Here is a 22896-nt window from a genome sequence, read left to right as displayed (position 1 = left end):
TTCAGTTCCCCTTATCCGTTTTCGCATCCGGATCAGCCGTCAGGTTCATCGCCTTCGTCACGAGCGCGGCGAGAAGATCGGTGATGGTGTCTTCGTCGAACAGGTCGCTCAAATAGGAAGCGGACAGCAGCAGGTCGTCGCCGTGTTCGATGACGGTGAGCTCGAACTCGTACTTGACGTGCAGCGGCCGCAGCGGGAGATAACGGGCTTGGACGCCGGGAGACAGCTCGGCGGGCGACGGCACACCGTCGGCCGAAGCGAGGTACACCGGCGTCACCGGCGGCCGGTCGAGGCCGCGGTCGGGATGCACCCCCGACGCGATCGCGTCGAACGGCACATCCGCGTCGCGGTAGCAGGAAACGCTCGCCTCACGGACCCGGCCGAGCAGCTCCCGCCAAGTGGGTTCGCCGCTCGCGTCCACCCGGAGCACCAGGGTGTTGACGAACATGCCCACCGCGTTCGCGGACTCCGGCGCGTCCCGGCCGACCCAGGGGATCGCGAACAGGAAGTCCCGTTGCCCGCTCCGGTCGCCGAGGGTGCTCGCGAGCAGCGCCGCGGTCGCCATGAAGGTGGTACAGCCGAGTTCGCCGCAGATCTCCCGCAACCGGGCCGTCGGTTCTTTCCCGAGATTCACCCGGCGGGACGCGCCGAGGGTCGGCTGGGTGTTCCCCCGCGGCCGGTCGTACGGGAGCAGCACGTCGGTCGGGGCACCGTCCAGTTCGGACACTCTCGCGGCCGCCCGCTCTTCCCTCGACGCGGCGGCCGGAGAGTCTGATCCATCCACTATGGACGGATGGACGGGTGCCGGAAGGGCGGCGGGCCTGCCTTCCCGCTCGGCTCGATAGGCCTCGGCCAGCTGTTCGGACAGGATCTGCTGCGACCATCCGTCGTTGACGATGTGGTGCGCGCTGATCACGACCAGCGTCCGGTCCTTTCGCGTGATGACCTCGGCGCGTGCGAGCGGGCCCGTCGCCAGGTCGAACGCGTCCCAGCTCACCTTCGCCAGCCGGGCCTCGAGCCGGGCGTCGTCCCACCGTTCACCCCCGCTCACCATGATCTCGGGGGTCGGCGCGTCCGTGCGGTAGAAGAGCCTTCGCAGCTTCCGGTCGAGCTCGAATCGGGTGCGCAACGCGGGATGGCGGCCGAGGACCTGCTGAAGCGCCCGGCGGAGCGCGTCCTGATCGATCGCGCCCCGCAGTTCGATCACCATGGGGAGCACGTATGCCGACCGGAGCCCGGCGATCCGGTCGAGGAACCAGAATCGCTGCTGCACCGAGGTCGCCGGGTACCGGTCCGCCGGAGCCGGTGTTCCGCCGGGCCGCTCGGCCGGCGCTTCGGCACCCGCGGCGAGCAACCGGCCCAGCCCGGCGACCGTGGGCTCGGCAAGGAAGCCGGCCGGGGGCACCCAGATACCGTGGCGCCGCCGAGCCTCGGAAAGCATGTGGACCGCGAGCAGGGAATGCCCGCTGAGAGAGAAGAAGTTCGTCTCCGGAGCCAAGTCCGCGACGGTGAGCACCGGAACGGCCTTGGCCACCTTGGGCAACACGTCCACGAAGAGCTCCGCGGCCCACCGTTGCTCCTCGGTGAACCCGCCCCGCCCGACCTCGGCCGGAGGCCGCCCGGGCTCCTCCTCGGCGTCCTCCGGGTCTCGCTCCCAGCCTGCCGTCCGGGCGTCGGCATCGTCGATCCCGGCGAGCAGTTCACGCACGGTGACGCCTGGGTCGGCCACCGCCTTCGCGAGGACGGCCAGGAAATCGTCGCCGACGAACCGGCCCATGCCGCCGGGAAGGCGATCGGTCGCGAACTCGACCATGCCGGTGATCTCGTCCTGTCCCTCCTCCAGCAACAACAGGAGGTCGAACTTGGCCGTACCGGTCGGGAGCTGGACCGGCGAAGTCCACAGCTCCGGAGCGGGCGGCTTCGGCGCGGGCACGTTCTGAAGCGCGAACCCCACATCCACCAGGCCGACGCGGGCACCTTTCACCGCGGCGACCTCGGCGGTCAGCTGGTTGAAAGGGATCCGTTGGTAGGTAAGGGAACGAAAGGCCTCTTGCCGCGTCTGGGCACAGAGTTCGGCGAACGTCCAGTCCGGTTCCGACCGGCATTTCAGCGGCACGGTGTTGACGAAGAACCCGGCCAGCTTCTCCAAGTCCGGATGCGGGCGATTGGCGGCGAGCGTCCCCACCAGGAACTCCGGCCGCCCGGACCACTGCCGCAACACCAGCTGAAACGCGGCGAAGAGCAGAACATACGGCGTCGCGCGCAGAGCCTTCGCCAGCTCTCGCAGGTTCGCGACCACCGGTCCGGGCACCGTGAAGGTGTGCTGAGCACCGGGAAGGGCACCTTCCGGAGAGACCGGTCGCGCCCGCCGCCCGGCGAGGTTCACTCCGCCGGGCAAGGTCAGCAAGTCCGTCGCGCGGTCGGCGATCCGTTGCCGCAGAGCGGGATCGGCGCCCGCCGCCCGGTCCCATACCGCGAAATCGGCGTACTGGATCTCCAGCCCGGGCAACGACGCCGGTCGGCCTTCGATCGCCGCCTGGTACGCCTTGCCGAGATCTTCCAGCAGCACGGCGATCGACCATCCGTCGACGGCGATGTGGTGGATCACCAGCAGGAGCGCGTCACCGGCGGGAGCGCCGCGCCACAACGTACAGCGCAGGATCGGCCCCACGGACAAGTCGAAGGGTTTCGCGGCTCTTTCCCCGGCGTCCGCACGGATCCGTTGCTCCGCGTCCGCGGCGCCGTCGAGTTCGATCACCTCGACCTCGACGGCCTCGGAATCGCCGATCACCTGCATCGGCTGTCCATTTCGGACCTGATAGGTCGTGCGCAGTATCTCGTGTCTCGACACCACGGCGGCCAAAGCGGCGCGCAGCGCCCCGGCGTCCGCCCGCCTGCGCCAGCGCATGAGCAGCGGAACGTTGTAGGTCACCGAACCCGGTGTCGTGGCGTCGATGAACCACAGCCGTTCCTGCGCGAACGACAGCGGCGCGACACGAGCGCCAGATCGGGTCAGCGCGGGCAAGGTCGAATTGGTCAAGAGTTCCCCCGGTGAATCGTTGCTCCGTGAACGAGGGCGGCCGTCGGCTACGAGACCGCCGAGCGGACGTGCACCGCCAGCGCGTCGAAGGATTCGGCGAGCAGTACGTCGGCCGGTTCCAGGGGAACCGCGTACCGTTGCTGGATCCGGGAAGCGACCTGGACGGCGAGGACGGAGTTCCCGCCGATGTCGAGGAAGTTGTCGGCGGCGGAGAAGTTCGACCTGCCCAGCACGTCTCGCAAGATCCCCTTGACCTGGGCGAGAACCGGGTCATCGAAGGATCCGGTTTCGGCGGGGTCTTCGCGGCCCGCTTCGGCGAACAACGCGAGCATCCGCGCGCGGTCCGCTTTCCCGGTCGCGCCGACCGGCAGCTCGGACAACACGTGCCAATGGGCGGGAATCATGTAGCCGGGCAGTTTCCCCGCCAGCCCAGCGGCCAGCGCGCCGGCCACGTCTTCGCCCGTTCCCTTGGCGGGCAACAGGAACGCGACCAGTTCGGCGGACGCCCCCGCGCCCACCTTTTCCACGAACGCGGCGTCGACCAGACCGGTGGAAACCGCGACCCGCTCGATTTCCTCCAGTTCGATCCGGAAGCCGCGCAGCTTGATCTGCCGGTCCTTCCTGCCGAGCATTTCCAACGCACCACCGGCGACCTCGCGCACCAGGTCCCCGGTCCGGTACACCCGCTCACCGGTCGACGGCTCGATCACGAACCGTTCCGCGGTGAGTTCGGGGCGGTTCAGATAACCGGTGGCCACCCCCGGCCCGCCGAGGCACAGCTCACCCGTTTCTCCGGCGGGTACCGGGTTCAGGTCTTCGTCCAGCACGTGGACCGTCGTCTTCTGCAGAGCGTGTCCGATGGGGATCCGTTCGACACCGGCCAGGCTTTCGACGGTGCATTCGAAGAAGGTGGCGAAAGCGGTGGCCTCGGTCGGCCCGTAGCCGTTGACCAGCCGGGTCGGCGGCCGCGCGGCGAGCACCCGCCGGACCGCCGCGAGGTCCAGCTGTTCCCCGCCGACGACCAGGTTCTTCATCGAGCCGAAAGCGTCAGGACGCTCCCAGGCCACCGTATGGAACAGCGACGTGGTGAGGAACATCGTGGTGATTTCCTCGGTGCGCACCAAGTCCGCCCAAGCGTTCATGGTCACGTCGGTGAGCAAGGGAAAGGGCACGACGGTCCCGCCGGAGGTGAGCGTGCTCCAGATCTCGCAAGTGGTCACGTCGAAGGCGGGATTGCACGTGTTCGCGACCCGGTCGCCCGGCTCGATCGTGCAGTAATTCGGCTCCACCACCAACCGGTTCACCGCGCGATGCGGGATCACGACGCCTTTCGGCCGTCCGGTGGAACCCGAGGTATAGGTGACGTAAATCGGGTCTTCACCGGCCGCGGCTTCAGCCGGTGCCGACGGCGAATCCGGCTCACCTCGCTCTTGTGGCACCGAAAGCACTCGCACGCCCGAAGGAAGCCGCGCCCGGCGCCCGGCTTCGGCCGATGGAGCGCAGATCAGCACTCGCGAGCCAGATTCCTCGACGATACCGGCGATGCGTTCCGCGGGAGCGTGGACGTCCAAGGGCAGGTAGGCGGCGCGAGCCCGGACGACGCCGAGGAAGGCCACCACCAGGTCGAGGGAACGGGGAAGATCGACCGCGACGAGATCACCAGGGCGCACCTCTTCGGCCGCGAGGACCTCGGCGAGCCGCCCGGCTTGCAGCCAGAGCTCACGGTAATTCATCGACCTGCCGGTGAGCGGTTCGCGTACCGCGCAGGCTTCCGGCCCGCGCTCGACCCATTCCTCCACGAGGGTCGCTATTCCCTTGCCGGAGGCAGGCGCCGAGAAAGAATTGCCCCGAGCAGGTTTCGTCCTTGTCGCGTGTTCGGCAGACCCCATGGAACAACATCCCCCAGAACATGATTGAACAGATCAAGACCTTGCCAGGCAGTAGAAGCCCGCTTGGATCGACCGCACCCCAGCCCCGATCGCCAAGCTAGGTGATGCGGGCGATGCCATCAATACGCCAATCGAGGCAAGGGTTCGTTCATGTCGCACCCGACGCGGTCACGCAACACGGATCACGGATATCTTTTTCCGCATGACACTTCCCGCGATCTTTCTTCGCGCCTCGGACGAAGGTGAAGTACTCGCTTACGGTGACGGTAATGTCTCTTCGGTGCTGGCTTCGGGAGACGCGACGGGTGGAGCGTTCTCCGTTGTCGAGCACCGTCTTCGGCCCGGCGCGGGCGGCCCGCCCTTGCACCGTCATGAGCGCTTGTGTGATTCCTTCTACGTGCTCGAAGGAACATTGACGCTCCGTATCGGAGAGCACACCGTTTCCGCGGGCGCGGGATCGTACGCGTGTTTTCCGCCAGGAGTCGCGCACTGCTATCGCAACGACACCGACGCCCCGGTGCGCATGCTCAACATCAACTCGCCGGGTGGCTGGGACCGGGTCCTGCGCGCGCTGGTCTTCGCCGGGGGCGACCGGCCGCTCGACCGGACGGAGATCGGGCGCGTCTCCGCCGAGTACGACATGATCGTCTTGGAATAGCGGCGGCCGGTGTTCGACTGCGAATTCTCCCCAGTCGAACACGAACGAGCCCGGATTCCGCTGTCATTTTCTGCGGTAACGTCCAATCAACCGATCAACCGAAGCCGGCCGATCAAACGGAGGATCACCTTGCTGCGTCACCGCCTCGCCCCGAACGCGGATCTCCGCGCGCTCGAACCCTGGCTGGCGGCCGAGTTCGCCGCCTACGTCCACCGGGCACGGGAGCACTTGGCGCCGTGGCTACCGTGGGCCCGGACCATCGTCGACGAGGAGACCGCCCGGCAGTTCCTTCAGCGGTACGCCGATCAGCAGGCCGCCGACGGCGGGCGGATCCAGGGGATCTGGCTGGACGGCGAACTCGTCGGTGGCACACTGTTCCGGATCTTCGATCCCCGGACTTCGACCTGCGAGATCGGCGTCTGGCTCGCCAGGGAAGCGCAAGGACACGGACTGATCCAGCGAACGGCGAGGCTGATGATCGACTGGGCCGTCCACGAGCGAGGAATGAACCGCGTCGAATGGCGCACCTTTCCGGCGAACACCCGGAGCATAGCGGTGGCGCGACGGCTCGGGATGAAGCGTGAAGGCATGCTTCGCGAGGCGTTCCCCATGGACGGCGTCGGCCAGGACATCGAGGTGTGGTCGATACTCGCCGCCGAGTGGCGGGCGGCGGCGGACCCGCCAGCCACGTCCCGCTGAGCGAGGCCGCTCAACTGGACGTGGCAGACGCACCCTCACTCGGCGGCCGCCGGCCTCTCCGTCCGAGGCAACTCCAGCTGGCGGGCGAACTCGCGCCAGGATTCGGCGCAGCTACGGGCGATGTCCGCCACCGCGACACTGCAATGCTCGGGAATACCGTCTACCAGCCTGTCCCAGCCCTCGACGCCGAGTACATGGACATCGAGCAACCGGAGCACGGTGCGCCCCGCTTCGGTGAACCGCAAAGACGGGTCCATGCGCAGTGTCTCCAAGGCCGCGACGGCGTCGTCGGCGAGCGAATCGGCCGTATACCTGTCGCCTGCCTCGGAGGCCGCCGGATCGCGATGCGGCGAAGCCGGGAACTTCTTGGCACGACGCTGCCGCAACGGAACCGGATCCTGACCACGCCGCAACCGTTCGCGCACATCCCGCGCGGTACTCACGGAGACGCCCGCCGACCGCGAGATCTGCCGCAACGGAGCCTTCGGGTCGCTGGCGATCAGGTCGCGTGCGCGGAGACGACCCTGTGCGGCGTTGAGCGGACGGACGCGTCCGTCCAGGCCGACCCGGGTTTCCGGTTGCGGCACGTCGCCTGCCGAACGAGAACGGACAGCGGCCACGGTCTTGTGCGCGAGCCCCGTGGTTTCCGCGATCGCGCGGTCCGACAGGTGCGGATGGGAGCGGATGATCCGTGCCGCCGCCGACGCGCGGTCGATGGGGGACAACGGCAGCCCGTGCGTGGAATTGAGCCTTACCGCCAGCACGAACGCGTCCAGGTCGGAACCGTCGAAATAACGCACCGCGATCAGCTCTTCCCCACGGAGCACGGCAGCCCGCAACCGGTGCATCCCGTCGATCACCCGCATCGTCGCGCGATGCACGACGATCGGCGGCAAACTCGCGTCCAGCTCCGCCAGCTCACGCACATGCTCCCCGTCTTCGCCACCGATCCTCGGCGAATCGGAGGGCAGCAGTGAGGCGATCGGTGCCATGACGGCCGGGCCAAGATCATCAAGATGCCCGTATTCCACAACATCTCCGGTATTCACGTCCAAGACCTGTCCCCCGTCGAATCCCATGTTGGAAACGTCCGATCCGGATACCGCCCCCAAGACGGCGTCCGACCCATGACCAACGTTCACGCACGGAAAAGGGAATCGGTTGCCCCGCTTGAAAAATTCGCGCGACTGCCCCCTTCTCCGCCCCTTTGACCGCCGAAATCGAGCCGCCGCGAACACGAACGGCGTAAGATCGAGCGCTGTGCCTTCAGAGCTACCGGACCCGGTTTTGCTGCGAACGTTCGTTTCGGTCGCCGAACGCGGGTCGTTCACCGCGGCGGCCTCCGCGGGTGGATACACCCAGTCCGCGGTTTCGCGGCAGATGGCTTCGCTCGAAGATGTCTGGGGAGTGGAACTGTTCGCCCGGCGGGCTCGCGGGGTCCGGCTCACCCCGGCCGGAGAACATCTGCTTCCCCACGCGAAGGCACTCCTCGAGCGGTTCTCCGACACCATTCGCGCACTGGACGCCGTCCGGCGGCTCGACGTCGGGCACTTGCGGATCGGCGCCTTTCCCACGGCGAACCTGGCGCTGGTTTCGGGCGCGCTGGAACGTTTCCAGTCCCGGCACGAGGGAATCTCGTTGGCACTACGGGAAGGGACCACCGAGCGCCTACTGGGCCTGCTGGGAGCGGGCGACCTGGACATCGCCGTGGTCAGCACCCACAAGAATCCCGATCTCACCGGCATCCACCTGGATCATCTCGTCGAGGACCGGATACACGTCGCCCTGTCCGAAGAACACCGGCTGGCGTCTCGGGACGAGATCCCCATGGCCGAACTGGCGGACGAGCACTGGATCGTCGCGGACACGGTCGAGGCCGTGTCCGCCCTGCGGGCCACCTGTGCCGCCGCCGGCTTCATCCCGAACACGCCCCTGCGCGCCGGCGAGTGGATGGTCAAACTCGAATTGGTGGCAGGCGGCCTCGGTGTGGCGCTCATCCCCGGCATGATGACTCCCCACATCCCGGCGAAAATCGTCGTGCGGCCGCTCGCCCCCGATCCGCCGAGACGGACCGTGTACGCGGCTGTCCCCCCGCACGCGCACAGATATCCGGCGGTGGCCGCGTTCCTCGCGGATCTCCGTTCCGTGGCCGCCGACCTGGCGAAGATCCCGGACCTCACGCCGGAAGCGAAACGACGAGGTCGACTTCCAAAAGCGCGTCGGGATTGAACAGTCTGCTCACCTCGACGGTGGTACTGGAGGGCGGCGGCCCGGTCAGATGTTGTTTGCGAACGGCCAAGTAGCCCTGCAACTGGTCCATGTCGGTCAAGAAGGTCCGGATGTTGACGACGTCGTCGAAACCGGCACCGTGCGCGGCAAGGATCTTGCCGAGTATGTCGAACACCTGCTCCGATTGCTTGCCGACGTCGCCCTTCCCCACCAGCGCGCCCCGGTCGTCGATGGCGATCTGCCCGGAAACGTACAGCAGGGCGCCGGAGTCTCCGTTCACGCGAACGGCGTGGGAGAAGGCTCCCGGAGGCGGCGCGGGCACGCCGGGCGGGTCACTGTGCACAATACGAGGCATTGCCGGGCTCGTTTCGATCGACGCGGGCTCGCGGGCGGGAATCCTTCATGGCCACCAGGAAGCCGTCGGCCGCTACGCGTTCCGGCCGAGGAGTCCAGGTCATCGCACGACCACCTTATGGTCGTCGGCAGCACGCGACCAACGAGCGTTTCTCATGGCAATCATGCGAGATCGGCATGGCTCATCGGAGAATCGGTTCGGGTGGATCTTCACCGGACCGGCGACGCACGCCGGGCGACACTTGCCGTTTGTGCCCCGGACGGGGATCGAACCCGCACTGGGTCGATTTTAAGTCGACTGCCTCTGCCAGTTGGGCTACCGGGGCACAGGCAAGCCTAGGCGATGCCCCGAGCCGGTGGTCACCGAGGCCGCGGCCTAGTTCGCCTTGTCCGCTTGGCGGTACTTCAGCCAGCTGTTGCCGACGAGGTCCCAGATCGCCTGGTACTCGTCGAACTTCTCGCGCAGGACGGTCCGGTCCAGCTCGTCCGGCGGCGTCGAGGCGATGTAGTAGGTCAGGTCGTCGCGCAGCCGGTAGAACTTGTACTGGCCTTCCTCCATCAGCACCCAAAGCGAGCGCCAGGCGAAGAAGGGCTCCAGCACGTTCACCACCGTGACGACGGCGACCAGCGCGAACGCCGTCCCCGTCCAGGGGTTCAGGTTTTGCAGGCCGAGGATGATCGTGGAGGCCGCGGACAGCAGCAACGCCAGGATCCGCAGGACGACGGACCTGGTGCGGAACCGGCGTTTGCGGATCCGCGCATACTTCGTCCCCTGCTCGATCCGGCCCACGAGGTCGTGGGCGAGTTCGAGCGGGGTCGATCCCGGCTTGGGGAGGGCGGACTGGACGGGCGGCTTCAGCTTCCGGAATGCCTGCACCGGCACACCCTAAACGCCGTGAAGGCCTCCTTCCCTACCTTGAGCGTAGGGAAGGAGGCCTTCACGGACCTCCGGACTCAGGACTTCGACAGCCGGTCGAATTCCTCGCGCGGGTTGTTGATCTGGCCGAGCGAGATGACCTCGCGCCGGAACAGGCCACCGAGCATCCAGTCGAACAGGATGCGGATCTTGCGGTTCCACGTCGGCATCGCCTTGAGGTGGTACGCGCGGTGGAAGAGCCAGGCCGGGAAGCCCTTGATCTTCAGGTTCAGCGCGTCGGCGACACCCTTGTGCAGGCCGAGGCTGGCCACCGCACCAAGGTTCTTGTGGTAGTAGTCCTTCGGCTTGCCGCCGCGGATCACCTTGATGATGTTCTTCGCCAGCAGACGGGCCTGGCGGACGGCGTGCTGCGCGTTCGGCGGGCAGGTCGCGGTCGGGTCCTGCTCGGTACGCGACAGGTCCGGCACGGCGGCGTTGTCACCGGCGGTCCAGACGTCGGGGTGCCCGACGACCTGCATCGCGGCGGTGGCCTCGACGCGGCCGCGCTTGTCCAGCGGCAGGTCCGAGCTGGCGAGCACCGGGTTCGCCTTCACGCCGGCGGTCCAGATGATCGTGTCGGTGTCGAACTCGGTGCCGTCCGAAAGCACGACGTGGCCGTTTTCGAACGACTTCGCCGCTGTCGACAAATAGACTTCGATACCGCGCTTTTCGAGCTGCTCGACGGTGTACACACCGAGCGTCTCGCGCACCTCGGGGAGGATCCGCCCGGCCGCCTCGACGAGCACCCAGCGGATGTCCTCGACCTTGAGGTTCGGGTAGTAGTTCTCCACCGCGAAGCGGGTCATGTCCTCGAGCTCGGCGAGCGCCTCGATACCGGCGAACCCGCCGCCGACGACGGTGAACGTCAGCAGGCGTTTGCGCTGCTCGGGATCGAGCGTGCTGGCGGCCTCGTCCAGCTTCGTCATGACGTGGTTGCGCAGGTAGATCGCCTCACCGATGGTCTTGAAGGCGATACCTTCCTCGACAAGGCCCGGGATCGGCAGGATGCGCGCCACGGCGCCGAGCGCGACCACGAGGACGTCGTAGTTCAGCTGCTCGACGTGCCCGTCGGCGGCCTCGACCGTCACGGCTTTGCGCTCGTGCTCGATCTTCGTCACGCGCGCGGTGAGCACGTGGCAGCGTTTGAGCACGCGCCTCAGCGGCACGACAACGTGCCGCGGTTCGATCGCACCGGCCGCCGCCTCGGGCAGGAAGGGGGCATAGGTCATGTGCGGCTGCGGGTCAACGACCGTCACGGACGCTTCGTTGGCCCGGAGCATCTTCTGGAGCCCGTACGCCGTGTAGAGCCCGACGTATCCACCACCAAGGACGAGGATCCGTGTCGGTTCCGACTTAACACCAGCCATATTCCTATAGTCGCACCCATCTGCTGAGATCGCTCGGAGACCCCATCCGGCTGTGACCAGCGTCGCCACGGCTTCCGCACCGATTCAGTTCAGGCCGGCCACCGAGGTCGCGGAGGCCAGGACGTCGCACACCATGTCAAGGGTCAGGCGGCCGGTCTGGACATTGCGCTGCGACACGTGATAACAGCCGAAAAGGCGCAGGTCGCCGAGGTCCGCTTCGACTCCGTGGCCGAACTTCGGGCGTGGCGCGGGCACCGGCCAGCCCGCCTCCGCGAGCACCGGAAGCAGCGCCTGCCAGCCGAACGCGCCGAGCACCACGACGGCTTTCAGGGTCGGCCGCAGTAACTCCAGCTCCGCCGCGAGCCACGATCGGCAGGTTTCCCGTTCCTCAGGTGTGGGCTTGTTCGCGGGTGGCGCGCATCTCACCGGGGACACCATCCGGGTCCCTCGGAGCTCGAGACCGTCACCTATCTGGGTCGACGTCGGCTGCGACGCGACCCCGACCCGGTGAAGTGCCTTGAAGAGAACGTCACCGGACGGGTCACCCGTGAACAGGCGGCCGGTCCGGTTCGCACCGTGTGCCGAAGGAGCGAGGCCGACGATCGCCAGCGACGCGTCCGGCGGGCCGAAGCCGGGCACCGGCCGGGCCCAATAGGTCTCGCCGGCGAAGGCCGCGCGTTTGACCACGGCGATCTCCTCGCGCCACGCGACCAGCCGCGGGCAGGCACGGCAGCCGATGACCTCGGCGTCGAGTTCGGCGAGGGAATGGAACCTCATAACGCCTCCTTCAACGCGTCGCGGGCGAGACGGTCGGCGTGCCGGGTCGTCTCCGGCTGACGGAACGAGGGGCACAGCCGCAGCACCTGGCGGCACGCGTTGTCCAGCGAGATCTTGTGGCCGACGGAGACATAAACGGGTTTCACGCCGTCCTGGGTGCGCAAGACCGAGCCGACCACCTCGCCGTCGTCCAGCAAGGGTGCCCGCGAGCCGCGTTCCGCGCCGGGTTCGCCGTGTTCGCCGACGAACCGGGTCTTGCCGACCCCGATGGACGGCAAGCCGGTCACGACACCGACATGGCACGCGAGTCCGAACCGGCGCGGATGCGCCAGGCCGTGCCCGTCGCAGACCAGGAGGTCCGGGACGTGATCGAGCGCGCGGAGGGCGTCGAGCAGCGGCGGCAGCTCGCGGAAGGCGAAAAGTCCGGGTTCGTACGGGAACGAGACCCGCGAAACGACGGTGCGCTTTCCACGACGCGGAACCCGGGCGTTTCGAGGGTGACCGCGGCGGCGGCGATGAGGTCGCTGCCCTCGTCGTAGGCGACGTCGAGTCCGGTGACCGTGACGATCTCTTGTGGACAACGATCCTCGGGATCGACCAGGCCACGCAGGGTTTCCTGGATCTCGATCGCCTGTTCAGCGGTGCTCGGGCGATCATGCGCCGTGACGATGTCCACACCTACAGACTGCCAGTAAGTTGGAGGCATGCCGGACACCAATCCCGATTCGAACACCGCCGACGAGAAGGACGCCCCGTCGGTGGAAACCAAGGTCGAGCCGACCGACGACCTGGTCACCACGAAGCACACGCTGACGCTCAAGCGCAAGAAGCTCGCCTACACGGCCCAGACCGGGCGGATCGTGCTGCGGAAGGAGGTCATCACCGAAGGCAAGTCCGAGGGCTACAAGGCCAAGGCCGAAGTGTTCGTGACCTCCTACACGCTCGACGACGCGGAGCCCGGCTCGCGCCCTGTCACGTTCGCGTTCAACGGCGGGCCAGGCTCGGCGAGCGTCTGGCTGCACATGGGCCTGCTCGGCCCGCGCCGCGTACTCTCCGGCGACGTCGACGACCCGGTCACGCCGCCCTACGGGTTGACCGACAACCAGGAAACCCTGCTGGCGCACAGCGACCTGGTGTTCATCGACCCGGTGTCGACCGGCTACTCGCGCGCCGTGGACGGCGAGGCGGCCAAGGAATACCATGGCTACACCGCCGACATCGAGTCCATCGGCGAGGTCATCCGGCTGTGGGTCTCGCGTAAACAGCGCTGGCTGTCGCCGAAGTTCCTGGCGGGCGAGTCGTACGGCACGCTGCGCGCGGCCGGACTGGCGGCTCATCTGCAGGAACGCCACGGGATGTACCTCAACGGGCTCCTGCTGATCTCGTCCGTGCTGGATCTGGGCACCCTGCGGTTCACCGAGGGCAACGACCTGCCGTACTCGCTCTACGTGCCGACGTACGCGGCGATCGCGCACTACCACGGCCTCCACGGCGACCGCCCGCTCGACGACGTCCTCGCCGACGCCGAGGACTTCGCGGCCAAGGAACTCCCCTGGGCCCTCGCACGCGGCGCGCGTCTGTCCACACAGGACCGCGCGGAGGCCGTGGCGACGCTCGCTTCACTGACCGGGCTCAGCGAGTCCTATGTGGACCGGGTCAACCTGCGGATCGAGCACGTCCGGTACTTCACCGAGCTGTTGCGGGACAAGGGCCTCGTCGTCGGCAGGATGGACGGCCGGTTCACCACCTGGGAACCCGACGGCGGCCGCGAGCACATGAGCGACGACCCGTCGATCTCGCGGATCATCGGCGCCTACACGGGCGGGCTCAACCACTACGTGCGCGCCGAACTCGGCTACGAGAACGACCTGCCGTACGAGGTCCTGTCGACGGACGTCTTCAAGGCCTGGTCGTACTCCGACTTCGAGGGCCGCTCAGTGTCCTCTGTGGACTCGCTGGCCTCGGCCATGCGGGCGAACCCGCATCTGCGGGTGCATGTCGCCTTCGGTCACTACGATGGCGCTACGCCCTACTTCGCTTCGGAGCACGTGCTGGCGCGCCTTCAGATCCCGGAGGAACTGCGCGAGAACATCGACACGGCGTACTACCCTGCCGGGCACATGATGTACGTGCACGAGGAGTCGCGGGTGCGGCAGGCGAAGGACCTGGCGAAGTTCATCAAGACCGCCTCGGGCAAGTAGCCCCCTCGGCCTCCTTCGAGACGCCCTCAAACGCTATGAACGGTCCGTTCCTTGCAAATTTTGCAAGGAACGGACCGTTCATAGCGTTCTGAGGACGAGTTCTGTCGGTTCTCCGGTTCACCATGTCGGCATGTACCTATCAAGAGCTCCGCTCACGGACTCATACCTACGTCAACACAGTCGGCACGGCGTCATCCGCGTGGCGACCCTGGAGAAACTAGGAGTCACGCAAAGCACGTCGTATCGAAGATGCCAGCCTGGTGGAAGGTGGACTCACCTCCTACCAGGCATCGTCCTTCTCTCGAAGGAACAACCGACCGCACGGCAACGAGTAGAAGCGGCGTTGATGCTCACCGATGCTCGTGGGGTCGTCACCGGCTTCGAGGCAGCGCGACGATACGGACTACGACAGTCGGGTCCGCACGGGACAGTCCATGTGCTCATCCCCGAACAGCGCAAAGTACGAAGCGTCAAGTTCGCGATCATCGAAAGAACGATCGCTATGCCGGAACGTCGCGTGCTCGAAGGGGTACCGCTGGCAGCGCCGGCTCGAGCGGTCCTGGATGGCGTAAGGCGCATCCGCGAACTCGAGCCGGTTCGTGCCTTGCTCATCGAAGCCGTCGAGGCGGGCCTTTGTACCGTGGACGAATTGAGTGCCGAACTCGAGTCCTGCAGCAGACGAGGAACGGCGCTTCCTCGTGCCGTACTCAGAGAACTCGCAGCCGACGTCAAGTCGGTCCCCGAAGCAGAGGCGCTGGCGATCTGGAAGAAGGCGGGTCTGCCGCCTGCCGAGCGGAACGTCAAGGTCTACGACGCCTTCGGCAACTACATCGGCAAGCCCGACTCATGGTGTGATGAGCTCGCCATGGCATGGGAAATCGATTCGTATGCCTACCATTTCGGCAGGGACGCGTACCGGAAAACCCTCCACCGCAACAATCGGTATGCGGCCGCTGGGATCGTCGTCGTGCAGACCTTGCCGTCCCGGATTCGCGACGAACCGGACAAGGTCATCGCCGAACTCCGTGGTGCGGCCGACGCAGCAACACAGCGTCCGAGACCGGCCATCACCGTGGTCCGCACCGATCGAGCCGCCTGACAGTCCGCCCCGCGATGCTATGAACGGTCCGTTCCTTGCAAATTTTGCAAGGAACGGACCGTTCATAGCACTAAAGAACCAAAGATCAGCCCCGCAGGTACTGCGAACCCCGCGTAACGGCCGACCAGGCGTCCACGGCTCCGTGACCGTAGAAGCCGTTGAACGAAGCGTCACCGGTGCAGGTCGCGGTGAACGACGCGTCCCGGCCTTCGTCCAGGTAGTCGACGGTGCGCGGCACCGGGCAGGCGACGTCCGAAGCCGTGCCCTCGAGTACCCGCTGCACGGCGTCCGGGTTCATGCCGAAGTCGCGCGAACCCTTGCCGTACTGCGAAACGATCAGCGCCGCGACACCCGCGGCGTGCGGGGACGCCATCGACGTGCCCTGCAGCCACTGGTAGTAGCCGACGCTGCCGTCGGCGGCGGTCGCCTTCTTGATGCCGGCGGTGACACCGGCGGGGGTGATGTTCCCGGCGGCGTCGATGGTGCCTTCCGCGACGCCGACGTTGCGCGGGTACGTCGAGAGGATCTGGTTCTCGAGCGTGCGGAACCACGGGGTGCCGAAGCCGTCACGGAAGTAGCCGCCGGGTGCGGAGACCGAGATCTGCTCGACGCCGTAGTTCGAGTAGTCCGCCTTCGCCTGCGAAGGACCGAAGGACGAGACACCGATCGTGTGCGGGCCTTCGATGGGCAGCGTGAGGCAGCTCGCGTTGTCGATCTGCCGCGGGTGCGTGCTGTTCGACGGGTAGCCGGGGCTCGACGCGTCCGGCTGCGGGGCGGCGAGGTCGCTGTGCTGGTTGCCCAGCGAGACGACCTGGGTGACGCCCTTGCGGTGCGCGTAGTTCAGCGCGCGGGTCGTCGCCTCGATGATGGTGCGCTGCTCCGCCTGCTGCGCGGGCGTGTCCGCGGGGTTCGCGGCGCAGTTGTACAACCACGGGTCCGTGAAGAAGCTCATGTTGACGACGTCCACACCGGCGTCGCCCGCGTAGGTGATCGCGTCCACGGTCGACTGCAGGAAGAAGAAGCCCGAGTCCTGCCCGGCGCGGATGTTCACCAGCGTCACGTTCGGCGCGACACCCGAGACACCGAAACCGTTCGCGGCGGCGCCGATGGTGCCGGCGACGTGCGTGCCGTGCCCGTTGTCGTCGTGGTCGGCCGGGTCGACACAGCTGCGGAATTCACACGGTCCGTCGACCACGGCGCCGTTGACGTCGGCGACGATGTCCTTCGTGAAGTTCCGCGACGCCGCGCGGTCGAAGTTCGGCGCGATGTCCGGGTGGTTCCCGTCGACACCGGTGTCGATGACGCCGACCTTGACGCGCTTGTCACCCGGCTGCTTGGTCCGCGAAAGATCCGACCGGACCGACTTGAGTCCCCAGAGCTGATCGTCGAGCGGGTCCATGCCGACGGCCTGCGCTTGCGCCGGCTTCTTGGCGGACGGGGCCGCGGCGCCGCGGCCCTCCTTCTCGACGACGCTCGGCTTGACCTTCGCCTTGCCGTTCTTCGGCGCGGTGCCGATCGGCTTCGCTTTGGCCGCACCGAAGACCGAGCGGTCCGCGGCGACGCGTTCGGCGAAACCGTTGGCGGGCGCGGTCGCGGTGATCAGGCCGACCGCGGCGTTGCTCGCCACGACGGTGCCCCCGGCGGCGCGGATCGCCTTCTCCACCGAAGCCACACTTTGGCCTTCACGGGCCAGAACGGAGAATTCGGTGGCGGCGCCGGAAAGCTGTGGTTGCGCGGACGCCATCGGCGCGGCGACGATTGCACCGAACAGCGGTACCGCCAGCGCGATGACGAGAGATCTGGGCTTTTTCACTTCCTGCCTCCTGAAGAAAACTATTCGTGCAAGCTACGTGAGTGATCTCTTCTTATCAACGAAGTCCCTACGAAAGTCAGGGGACGACCGTTTTCTCCTCCGCGAAATGGCAGGCCGACAAATGCCCGCCGGACCGCGTGATCAATTCGGGTACCTGATCGGCGCAAATGTCCTGCGCCTTCCAGCACCGCGTGCGGAACCGGCAGCCAGACGGCGGATCCAGCGGGCTCGGCACGTCGCCTTCCAGTCGGATCACCTGTCGCTGCCCGCGCAACGCCGGATCCGCGACCGGCACCGCGGACAGCAACGCCTGCGTGTAGGGATGCGACGGGTGCTCGTAGATCTCCTCTTCGGTCCCCATTTCCACGATCTTGCCGAGATACATCACCGCGACCCGCGTGGAAAGGTGACGGACAACGGACAGGTCGTGTGCGATGAACACATAGGAAAGGCCGAATTCCTTCTGCAGTTCACCGAGCAGGTTCATCACCTGCGCCTGGATCGAAACATCCAGCGCGGAAACCGGCTCGTCGCAGATGATCACTTTCGGCCGCAGCGCCAGTGCCCGCGCGATCCCGATGCGCTGACGCTGCCCGCCGGAGAACTGGTGCGGATACCGGTTGATGTGCTCGGGGTTCAGCCCGACGACGTCGAGCAGTTCCCGCACCTTCGCCGCCCGCGATCCCTTCGGCGCCACCTCGGTGTGGATCTCGAAGGGTTCGCCGATGATGTCGCCGACCGTCATCCTCGGATTCAGCGACGTGTACGGATCCTGCAGCACGATCTGGATCTCACGCCGCAACTTCCGGAGTTCGGCTCCCCGCAACGCGAAGATGTCGCGGCCCTCGAAGGTCGCGAGGCCGCCCGTGGGTTCCTCCAGCCGCATCAGCACCTGGGCCAGCGTGGACTTGCCGCAACCGGATTCGCCGACGACGCCCAGCGTTTCCCCTGGCATGAGGTCGAAGGAGACCCCGTCGACGGCCTTCACCTGCCCGATGGTGCGTTTGAAGAGGATCCCGGCTCGCACCGGGAAGTACTTCACCAGGTTCTCGACCCGCAGAATGGGTTCAGACACGGCCGCTCACCACCTCGTCGGCGAAGTGGCAGGCGCTGACCCGGCCGAAGCCGAGGTTGTGCAGAGCCGGCCGTTCGGTCTCGCACCGGCTCTCCGCCCGCGGGCACCGCGGATGGAACGGGCAGCCGGGCGGCACGTTCAGCAGGCTCGGCGGCAGGCCCTTGATGGTCTCCAGCGTCTGTCCTTTGAGGTCGAGCCGCGGCAGCGAGGCCATCAGCGCCTCGGTGTAGGGATGCCCCGGCGAGCGGAACAATTCGGCGACGTCGGCCTGTTCGACGATCCGGCCCGCGTACATCACGGCGATCCGGTCGGCGACCTCGGCGACCACGGCGAGGTCGTGCGTGATGAGGATCAGCCCCATCCGCCGTTCGGCCTGGATCTCCGCCAGCAGGTCCATGATCTGGGCCTGCACGGTGACGTCGAGCGCGGTCGTCGGCTCGTCCGCGATCAGCAGATCGGGGTCGAGCGCGAGCGACATGGCGATCATCGCGCGTTGCCGCATCCCGCCCGAGAACTGGTGCGGGTACTCGCGGATCCGGCGGGCGGCGGCGGGGATGCGCACGGTGTCGAGCAGTTCGATCGCCCGTTTGCGTGCGTCCTTTTTGGACATCCCTAGCCGGACCCGCAGCTGTTCCTCGATCTGGAATCCCACGGTGAAGACGGGGTTCAGCGCCGAAAGCGCGTCCTGGAAGATCATCGCGATCTCCCCGCCCCGGACTTCACGCCGCCGCTCTTCCGTGGCCGTGAGCAGGTCCTCGCCGCGGTAGCGGACGGCGCCACCGGTGACGACGGCGGGCGGGCTGTCGAGGATGCCCATCACCGTCTGCGCGGTCACGCTCTTGCCGGAACCCGATTCTCCCAGCACGGCAAGGGTTTCCCCGGCGTGCACGGAGTAGTCCACGCCGTTGAGCACGGTCGCGACACCGTCGGACGTGCGGAACTCGACGTGGAGGTCTTCCACCTCTAGCAGCAATTCGTCGGTCACAGCCGCTCACCGGGCCTTCGGGTCGAGCGCGTCGCGGATCCCGTCACCGAGCATGACGAACGCGAGCACGGTGATGGTGACGAATCCGGCGGGGAACAACAGCATGTGCGGGTTCACCCGGAAGTAGTCCCGCGCGTCGCTGATCATCACGCCCCACGAGATGACCGGCGGCCGCACGCCGACACCGAGGTACGCCAGCGTCGCTTCCGCGCCGATGAACGCGCCGAGCGCGATGGTCCCGTAGACGAGCACCGGCGCGACCGTGTTGGGCAGCAGATGCCGGAACACGATGCGCGGCGTGCTCGCGCCGAGTCCCCGCGCGGCCTTGACGTAGTCGAGTTGCTTGGCCACCAGCGTCGCCGACCGCATGATGCGCATCGCCACCGGCCAGCTCAGCGCGGCGATCGAGACCACCACCTGCACGATGATGGTGACCGCGCCGGGATTCGAGCCGGGTGCGTTGAAGGTGGTCAGGATGACGATCGCGCCGAGCACGAACGGCAGTGCCGCGAAGATGTCGCCCACCCGCGAGAACAGGCTGTCGACGAGGCGGCCGTAGTACCCGGCGACGATCCCGACCACCGAGCCGATCAGGATGGTCAGCACCGTGGCGAACACGCCGACCAGCAGCGACGCCCGCGCGCCGTGGATTGTCCGCGCGTAGACGTCGTAACCCTGGTTGTCGTAACCGAACCAGGCGTCCGCCGACGGTCCTTCGTTGGCGTGGAGCAGATCGCTGAAGCCGGCGGGCCGGGAACTGAACAGGTCGGGCGCGATCGCGATGAGCACGACGAGCACGATGATGACGGCGGAGATGATGAACGACGGCCGTTTGCGCAGCATCCGCCAGGCGTCGCCGCCGAGGCTGCGCGGTTTGTGCGCCACCGCGGAATCGTCGGCGACTCCGGCGCCGGCGATGTCCACAGAGGACACGCCGCCCGCCACATTGGGGTCAGTCATAACGGATCCTCGGGTCGAGAACGGCGTAGAGCAGGTCGACGGTGAGACTCACCAGCAGGTACACCATCACCAGCAGGACGACGACGCCGGTGACGGTGGCGCCCTCCCGGTTCTGGATACCGCGGAAGATGAGCCCGCCGATGCCGTTGATGTTGAACACGCCTTCGGTGACGATGGCCCCGCCCATGAGCGCGCCGATGTCGGTGCCGATGAAGGTCAGCACCGGGATCACCGAGTTCCTGAGCAGGTGCACGCCGACGACGCGGCTGCGCGGCTGTCCTTTCGCGATGGCCGTACGGACGTAGTCGGCATGCCGGTTTTCGGCGATGCTCGCTCTGGTCAACCGGGCGATGTAGGCCATGGAAAGGCTGCCGAGCGCTATTCCCGGCACGATCAGTTCGCCGATCGTGGCGTCCTCGGAGACGCTCGCGTCGATGATGCCCAATTCCGAACCGAGGACGATCTGGAGCACGATCGCGGTGACGAACACCGGGATCGAGATCAGGAACGTGGTGGACATCAGCACGAGGTTGTCGAGGAAACCCTTGCCGCGCAGGCCGGTCAGGATACCGGCGGACAGGCCGATGATCGCTTCGATGGCCACCGCGATGAGGGCGAGCCGGACGGTCACCGGATAGGCGTTCCCGATCAGTTCGCCCACCGAGACGCCGTTGAAGGTCTCGCCCCAGTCGCCGGTGAACAGGTTGCCGAGGTATTTGAAGTACTGGACGAAGATCGAATCGTCGAGATTGAACTTCGCGGTCATCATCTCGATGTAGGCGGGCGGGCAGGCGACCTGACCGCATTTGCCGGCGAACGGGTCGCCGGGCACCGCCCACACCAGGGCGTAGATGAGGAACGTCGTGCCGAAGAAGACCGGGATGAGTTGGAGTAGGCGTCGGAGGATGTACTGGGACATGGGCGTGCCGTCCTGGGGATCGCGTGGTGGGAGCTGTCGGTCCGGCGGGTCGTGAGTGGCGATTCGGGTAAGAACCCGAATCGCCACTCACGACCGCACGACCACGCGATTACTTCGCCGCGACCTCGATGGACGCGTAGTCCGCGAGACGACCGAAGTCGAGCTTCGCGGTCTTGAGGCGGTTCGACTTGCCGCCGACACCCTTCTCTTCCCATACGGGGATCTGCGGGAGATCCTTCGCGATCAGGTCCTCGGCCTGCTGGTACAGCTTGATCGCGGCCGCCTTGTCGGCGGTCTGGTCAGCCTGGGTCAGCAGCGCGTCGACGGCCGGGTTGTTGTAGGTGGAGTCGTTCGACGAACCGGTGCTCTTGTAGCGCGGGTTCAGGTAGTTCTCGATCGACGGGTAGTCGGCGGACCAGTCGGAGCGGCCCATACCGGTCAGCTGGCGGTTGTTGACGATGCTGCGCCACTGCCCGAAGTCGGTCGCCGGCACGAAGTCGCATTCGACGCCGAGCGCGTTCTTGATGCTGTTGCACGCCGCGACCAGCGGTTCCTTACGGCCACCGTCGGCGTTCGACGCGATGGTCAGCTTGCCGGTGTAGCCGGACTTCGCGAAGAACTCCTTGGCCTTCACCGGATCGAACTTGCAGAACTCGCCGCAGACACCGGGCCGGTAGCCCTCGATACCGCGCGACACGTAGCCGTCGGCGGGCGCGTAGGTGTCGTTCATGACGGTCTTGACGATCTGCTCGCGGTCGATGGCCAGCGAGATCGCCTTGCGCAGGTCGAGGTTGTTGTAGCCGGGCACGTAGTACGGGAGCGCGAGCGCGCTGACGCCGAGCAGCTTCCCTTCGACAAGACGCTCACCGAGGTCGGTCTTGTACTTGCCACCGGCCTTCGCAGCGGGTGGGAGCGCCTCCATGAAGTCGAGGCGGTTGCTCAGCAGATCCTGGTACGCGGTCTCCTGGCTGGTGTAGATGCGGACTTCCAGGTCCTTGAACTTGACCTTGTCGTCGCCCTGGTACTCGTCGAACCGCGTGAGCTTCATGTTCTGGTTGGGCGTGCGCGAAACGAACTTCAGCGGCCCGTTGCCGATCGGAGCCTTGGCGAACGCCTCCGGGTCGGCGAAGAACTTGTCCGGCAACGGTGCGAAGGCGAGATAGCCGATCTTGGTGGCGAACACCGAGAACGGGCCCTTGAGGGTGGCCTGGAACTCGTAGTCGTTCACGACCTTGAGCCCGGACATCTCCTTGACGGCGGGCTCTTTGGCGCTGATCTCGTCGTAGCCCTGGATCTGCTCGAAGAACGACGCGTTCTGCATGCCGTTCTTGCCGTTCGCGCTGTAATTCCAGGCGTCGACGAAGTTCTTGGCCTTGACCTCGGTCCCGTCGTGGAACTTCCAGCCCTTTTTGATCTTGATGTCGAAAACCTTCGAATCGGTCGTGGTGATCGATTCGGCCATCAGGTTGTACGGCTCGGCGGTGTCGGATTTGTAGCCGACCAGCGCCGAGAAGACCGGCTTGAGGGCCTTGGACCCACCGAGCTCGTTGGTGTTGGCGGGAATCAGCGAGTTCTCCGGCTCGGTGCCGTAGACCGAAACCGCCGCGTTGGCGTCAGCGGCACCGGATCCCTTGTTCTCACCGGACCCACCACCCCCACAGGCCGTCAGCAGCATGGCCGCCGTGGCCACCACCGCCGTCGCTCCCCAGAACCCGCGTGAAGCCCGCATGTCCCCTCCAACTCTCGTCGTCGGATTGTCGGCGGGCGCTGGTCGCGCCCTACCGCCCAGAAGGTGAGACGACGCTATGGGACAGGTGAAGCCGATCACAGTGCGTTGGTGTTGCAAATGTGTGACGGTCTTCCGGACCACCCGGTCAGAGCACAACGTTGGTAGGAACAACGCTGCGCCGAATGG

At 66.7% G+C, this 22896-nt stretch carries 18 protein-coding genes, 1 tRNA gene and 1 pseudogene; 5 read left to right on the top strand and 15 right to left on the bottom strand.

Going from position 1 to position 22896, the window contains the following annotated elements; translation table 11 throughout:
* Window position 1: 1 nt before the first annotated feature.
* Both DMH03_RS10450 and DMH03_RS10445 read right to left on the bottom strand, forming a co-directional pair.
* Window positions 2–3040 (bottom strand): condensation domain-containing protein, encoded by a 3039-nt coding sequence (locus tag DMH03_RS10450; RefSeq protein ID WP_125791819.1) that lies wholly within the window; start codon window positions 3038–3040, stop codon window positions 2–4.
* A 47-nt stretch (window positions 3041–3087) separates the two neighbouring features.
* Window positions 3088–4839, bottom strand: a complete 1752-nt coding sequence (locus tag DMH03_RS10445) for a non-ribosomal peptide synthetase (RefSeq protein WP_233611408.1) — start codon at window positions 4837–4839, stop codon at window positions 3088–3090.
* 292 nt (window positions 4840–5131) lie between these two features.
* Between DMH03_RS10445 and DMH03_RS10440 the strand changes: the two genes are divergently transcribed.
* Window positions 5132–5587 (top strand): cupin domain-containing protein, encoded by a 456-nt coding sequence (locus tag DMH03_RS10440; protein WP_125791817.1) that lies wholly within the window; start codon window positions 5132–5134, stop codon window positions 5585–5587.
* Between the two features lie 129 nt (window positions 5588–5716).
* Window positions 5717–6286, top strand: coding sequence for a GNAT family N-acetyltransferase (locus tag DMH03_RS10435; RefSeq protein ID WP_125791816.1), 570 nt, complete (start codon window positions 5717–5719; stop codon window positions 6284–6286).
* 35 nt (window positions 6287–6321) lie between these two features.
* On the opposite strand, the gene DMH03_RS10430 is transcribed toward DMH03_RS10435, so the two are convergent.
* On the bottom strand, window positions 6322–7278 hold the full coding sequence (locus DMH03_RS10430; RefSeq protein WP_125791815.1) for a ParB N-terminal domain-containing protein: 957 nt from the start codon (window positions 7276–7278) through the stop codon (window positions 6322–6324).
* Between the two features lie 268 nt (window positions 7279–7546).
* Between DMH03_RS10430 and DMH03_RS10425 the strand changes: the two genes are divergently transcribed.
* Window positions 7547–8515 (top strand): LysR family transcriptional regulator, encoded by a 969-nt coding sequence (locus DMH03_RS10425; protein WP_158633073.1) that lies wholly within the window; start codon window positions 7547–7549, stop codon window positions 8513–8515.
* On the opposite strand, the gene DMH03_RS10420 is transcribed toward DMH03_RS10425, so the two are convergent.
* From DMH03_RS10420 to nfi, 6 genes and pseudogenes are all read right to left on the bottom strand, one after another.
* Window positions 8463–8870 carry a RidA family protein gene (locus DMH03_RS10420; RefSeq protein ID WP_125791813.1) on the bottom strand — a complete coding sequence of 136 codons (408 nt, stop codon included), beginning with the start codon at window positions 8868–8870 and terminating at the stop codon, window positions 8463–8465. The two genes, DMH03_RS10425 and DMH03_RS10420, sit on opposite strands and share 53 nt — an antisense overlap.
* 251 nt (window positions 8871–9121) lie before the next feature.
* Window positions 9122–9195, bottom strand: a tRNA-Leu gene (locus DMH03_RS10415).
* Window positions 9196–9245: 50 nt separating this feature from the next.
* On the bottom strand, window positions 9246–9746 hold the full coding sequence (locus DMH03_RS10410; RefSeq protein WP_233611406.1) for a DUF4231 domain-containing protein: 501 nt from the start codon (window positions 9744–9746) through the stop codon (window positions 9246–9248).
* Between the two features lie 77 nt (window positions 9747–9823).
* Window positions 9824–11152, bottom strand: a complete 1329-nt coding sequence (locus tag DMH03_RS10405; RefSeq protein ID WP_007028829.1) for an NAD(P)/FAD-dependent oxidoreductase — start codon at window positions 11150–11152, stop codon at window positions 9824–9826.
* Window positions 11153–11236: 84 nt separating this feature from the next.
* A complete protein-coding gene (locus DMH03_RS10400; RefSeq protein WP_125791811.1) occupies window positions 11237–11929 on the bottom strand; it encodes a uracil-DNA glycosylase in 693 nt (230 codons plus the stop codon).
* Window positions 11926–12605, bottom strand: a pseudogene (nfi, locus tag DMH03_RS10395) (deoxyribonuclease V). Before nfi ends, DMH03_RS10400 begins: the two are co-directional and overlap by 4 nt.
* Before the next feature lie 28 nt (window positions 12606–12633).
* On the opposite strand from nfi, the gene DMH03_RS10390 reads away from it, so the two are divergent.
* Together DMH03_RS10390 and DMH03_RS10385 are read left to right on the top strand one after the other, a co-directional pair.
* Window positions 12634–14130 carry a S10 family peptidase gene (locus DMH03_RS10390; RefSeq protein WP_125791810.1) on the top strand — a complete coding sequence of 499 codons (1497 nt, stop codon included), beginning with the start codon at window positions 12634–12636 and terminating at the stop codon, window positions 14128–14130.
* Between the two features lie 436 nt (window positions 14131–14566).
* Window positions 14567–15229 carry a hypothetical protein gene (locus DMH03_RS10385; protein ID WP_233611404.1) on the top strand — a complete coding sequence of 221 codons (663 nt, stop codon included), beginning with the start codon at window positions 14567–14569 and terminating at the stop codon, window positions 15227–15229.
* 85 nt (window positions 15230–15314) lie between these two features.
* Here DMH03_RS10385 and DMH03_RS10380 read toward each other — a convergent pair whose 3' ends face one another.
* From DMH03_RS10380 to DMH03_RS10355, 6 genes are all read right to left on the bottom strand, one after another.
* Window positions 15315–16973: a S8 family serine peptidase gene (locus DMH03_RS10380; protein ID WP_199748889.1), complete on the bottom strand. Its 1659-nt coding sequence runs from the start codon at window positions 16971–16973 to the stop codon at window positions 15315–15317.
* 145 nt (window positions 16974–17118) lie between these two features.
* Window positions 17119–18117 carry an ABC transporter ATP-binding protein gene (locus DMH03_RS10375; protein ID WP_125782568.1) on the bottom strand — a complete coding sequence of 333 codons (999 nt, stop codon included), beginning with the start codon at window positions 18115–18117 and terminating at the stop codon, window positions 17119–17121.
* Window positions 18110–19102 (bottom strand): ABC transporter ATP-binding protein, encoded by a 993-nt coding sequence (locus tag DMH03_RS10370; RefSeq protein WP_125791807.1) that lies wholly within the window; start codon window positions 19100–19102, stop codon window positions 18110–18112. The genes DMH03_RS10375 and DMH03_RS10370 overlap by 8 nt, the downstream gene beginning before the upstream one ends.
* Window positions 19103–19108: 6 nt before the next feature.
* Window positions 19109–20062: an ABC transporter permease gene (locus tag DMH03_RS10365; RefSeq protein ID WP_125791806.1), complete on the bottom strand. Its 954-nt coding sequence runs from the start codon at window positions 20060–20062 to the stop codon at window positions 19109–19111.
* Window positions 20055–20981: an ABC transporter permease gene (locus tag DMH03_RS10360; protein ID WP_125791805.1), complete on the bottom strand. Its 927-nt coding sequence runs from the start codon at window positions 20979–20981 to the stop codon at window positions 20055–20057. Before DMH03_RS10360 ends, DMH03_RS10365 begins: the two co-directional genes overlap by 8 nt.
* A gap of 109 nt (window positions 20982–21090) precedes the next feature.
* On the bottom strand, window positions 21091–22710 hold the full coding sequence (locus tag DMH03_RS10355) for an ABC transporter substrate-binding protein (RefSeq protein ID WP_125791804.1): 1620 nt from the start codon (window positions 22708–22710) through the stop codon (window positions 21091–21093).
* Window positions 22711–22896 lie beyond the last annotated feature (186 nt).

It is taken from the genome of Amycolatopsis sp. WAC 01376, assembly GCF_003947415.1.
GTDB lineage: Bacteria > Actinomycetota > Actinomycetes > Mycobacteriales > Pseudonocardiaceae > Amycolatopsis.
Note: the sequence above shows the minus strand (reverse complement) of the source record. Positions and strands in the feature narration are given on the sequence as shown.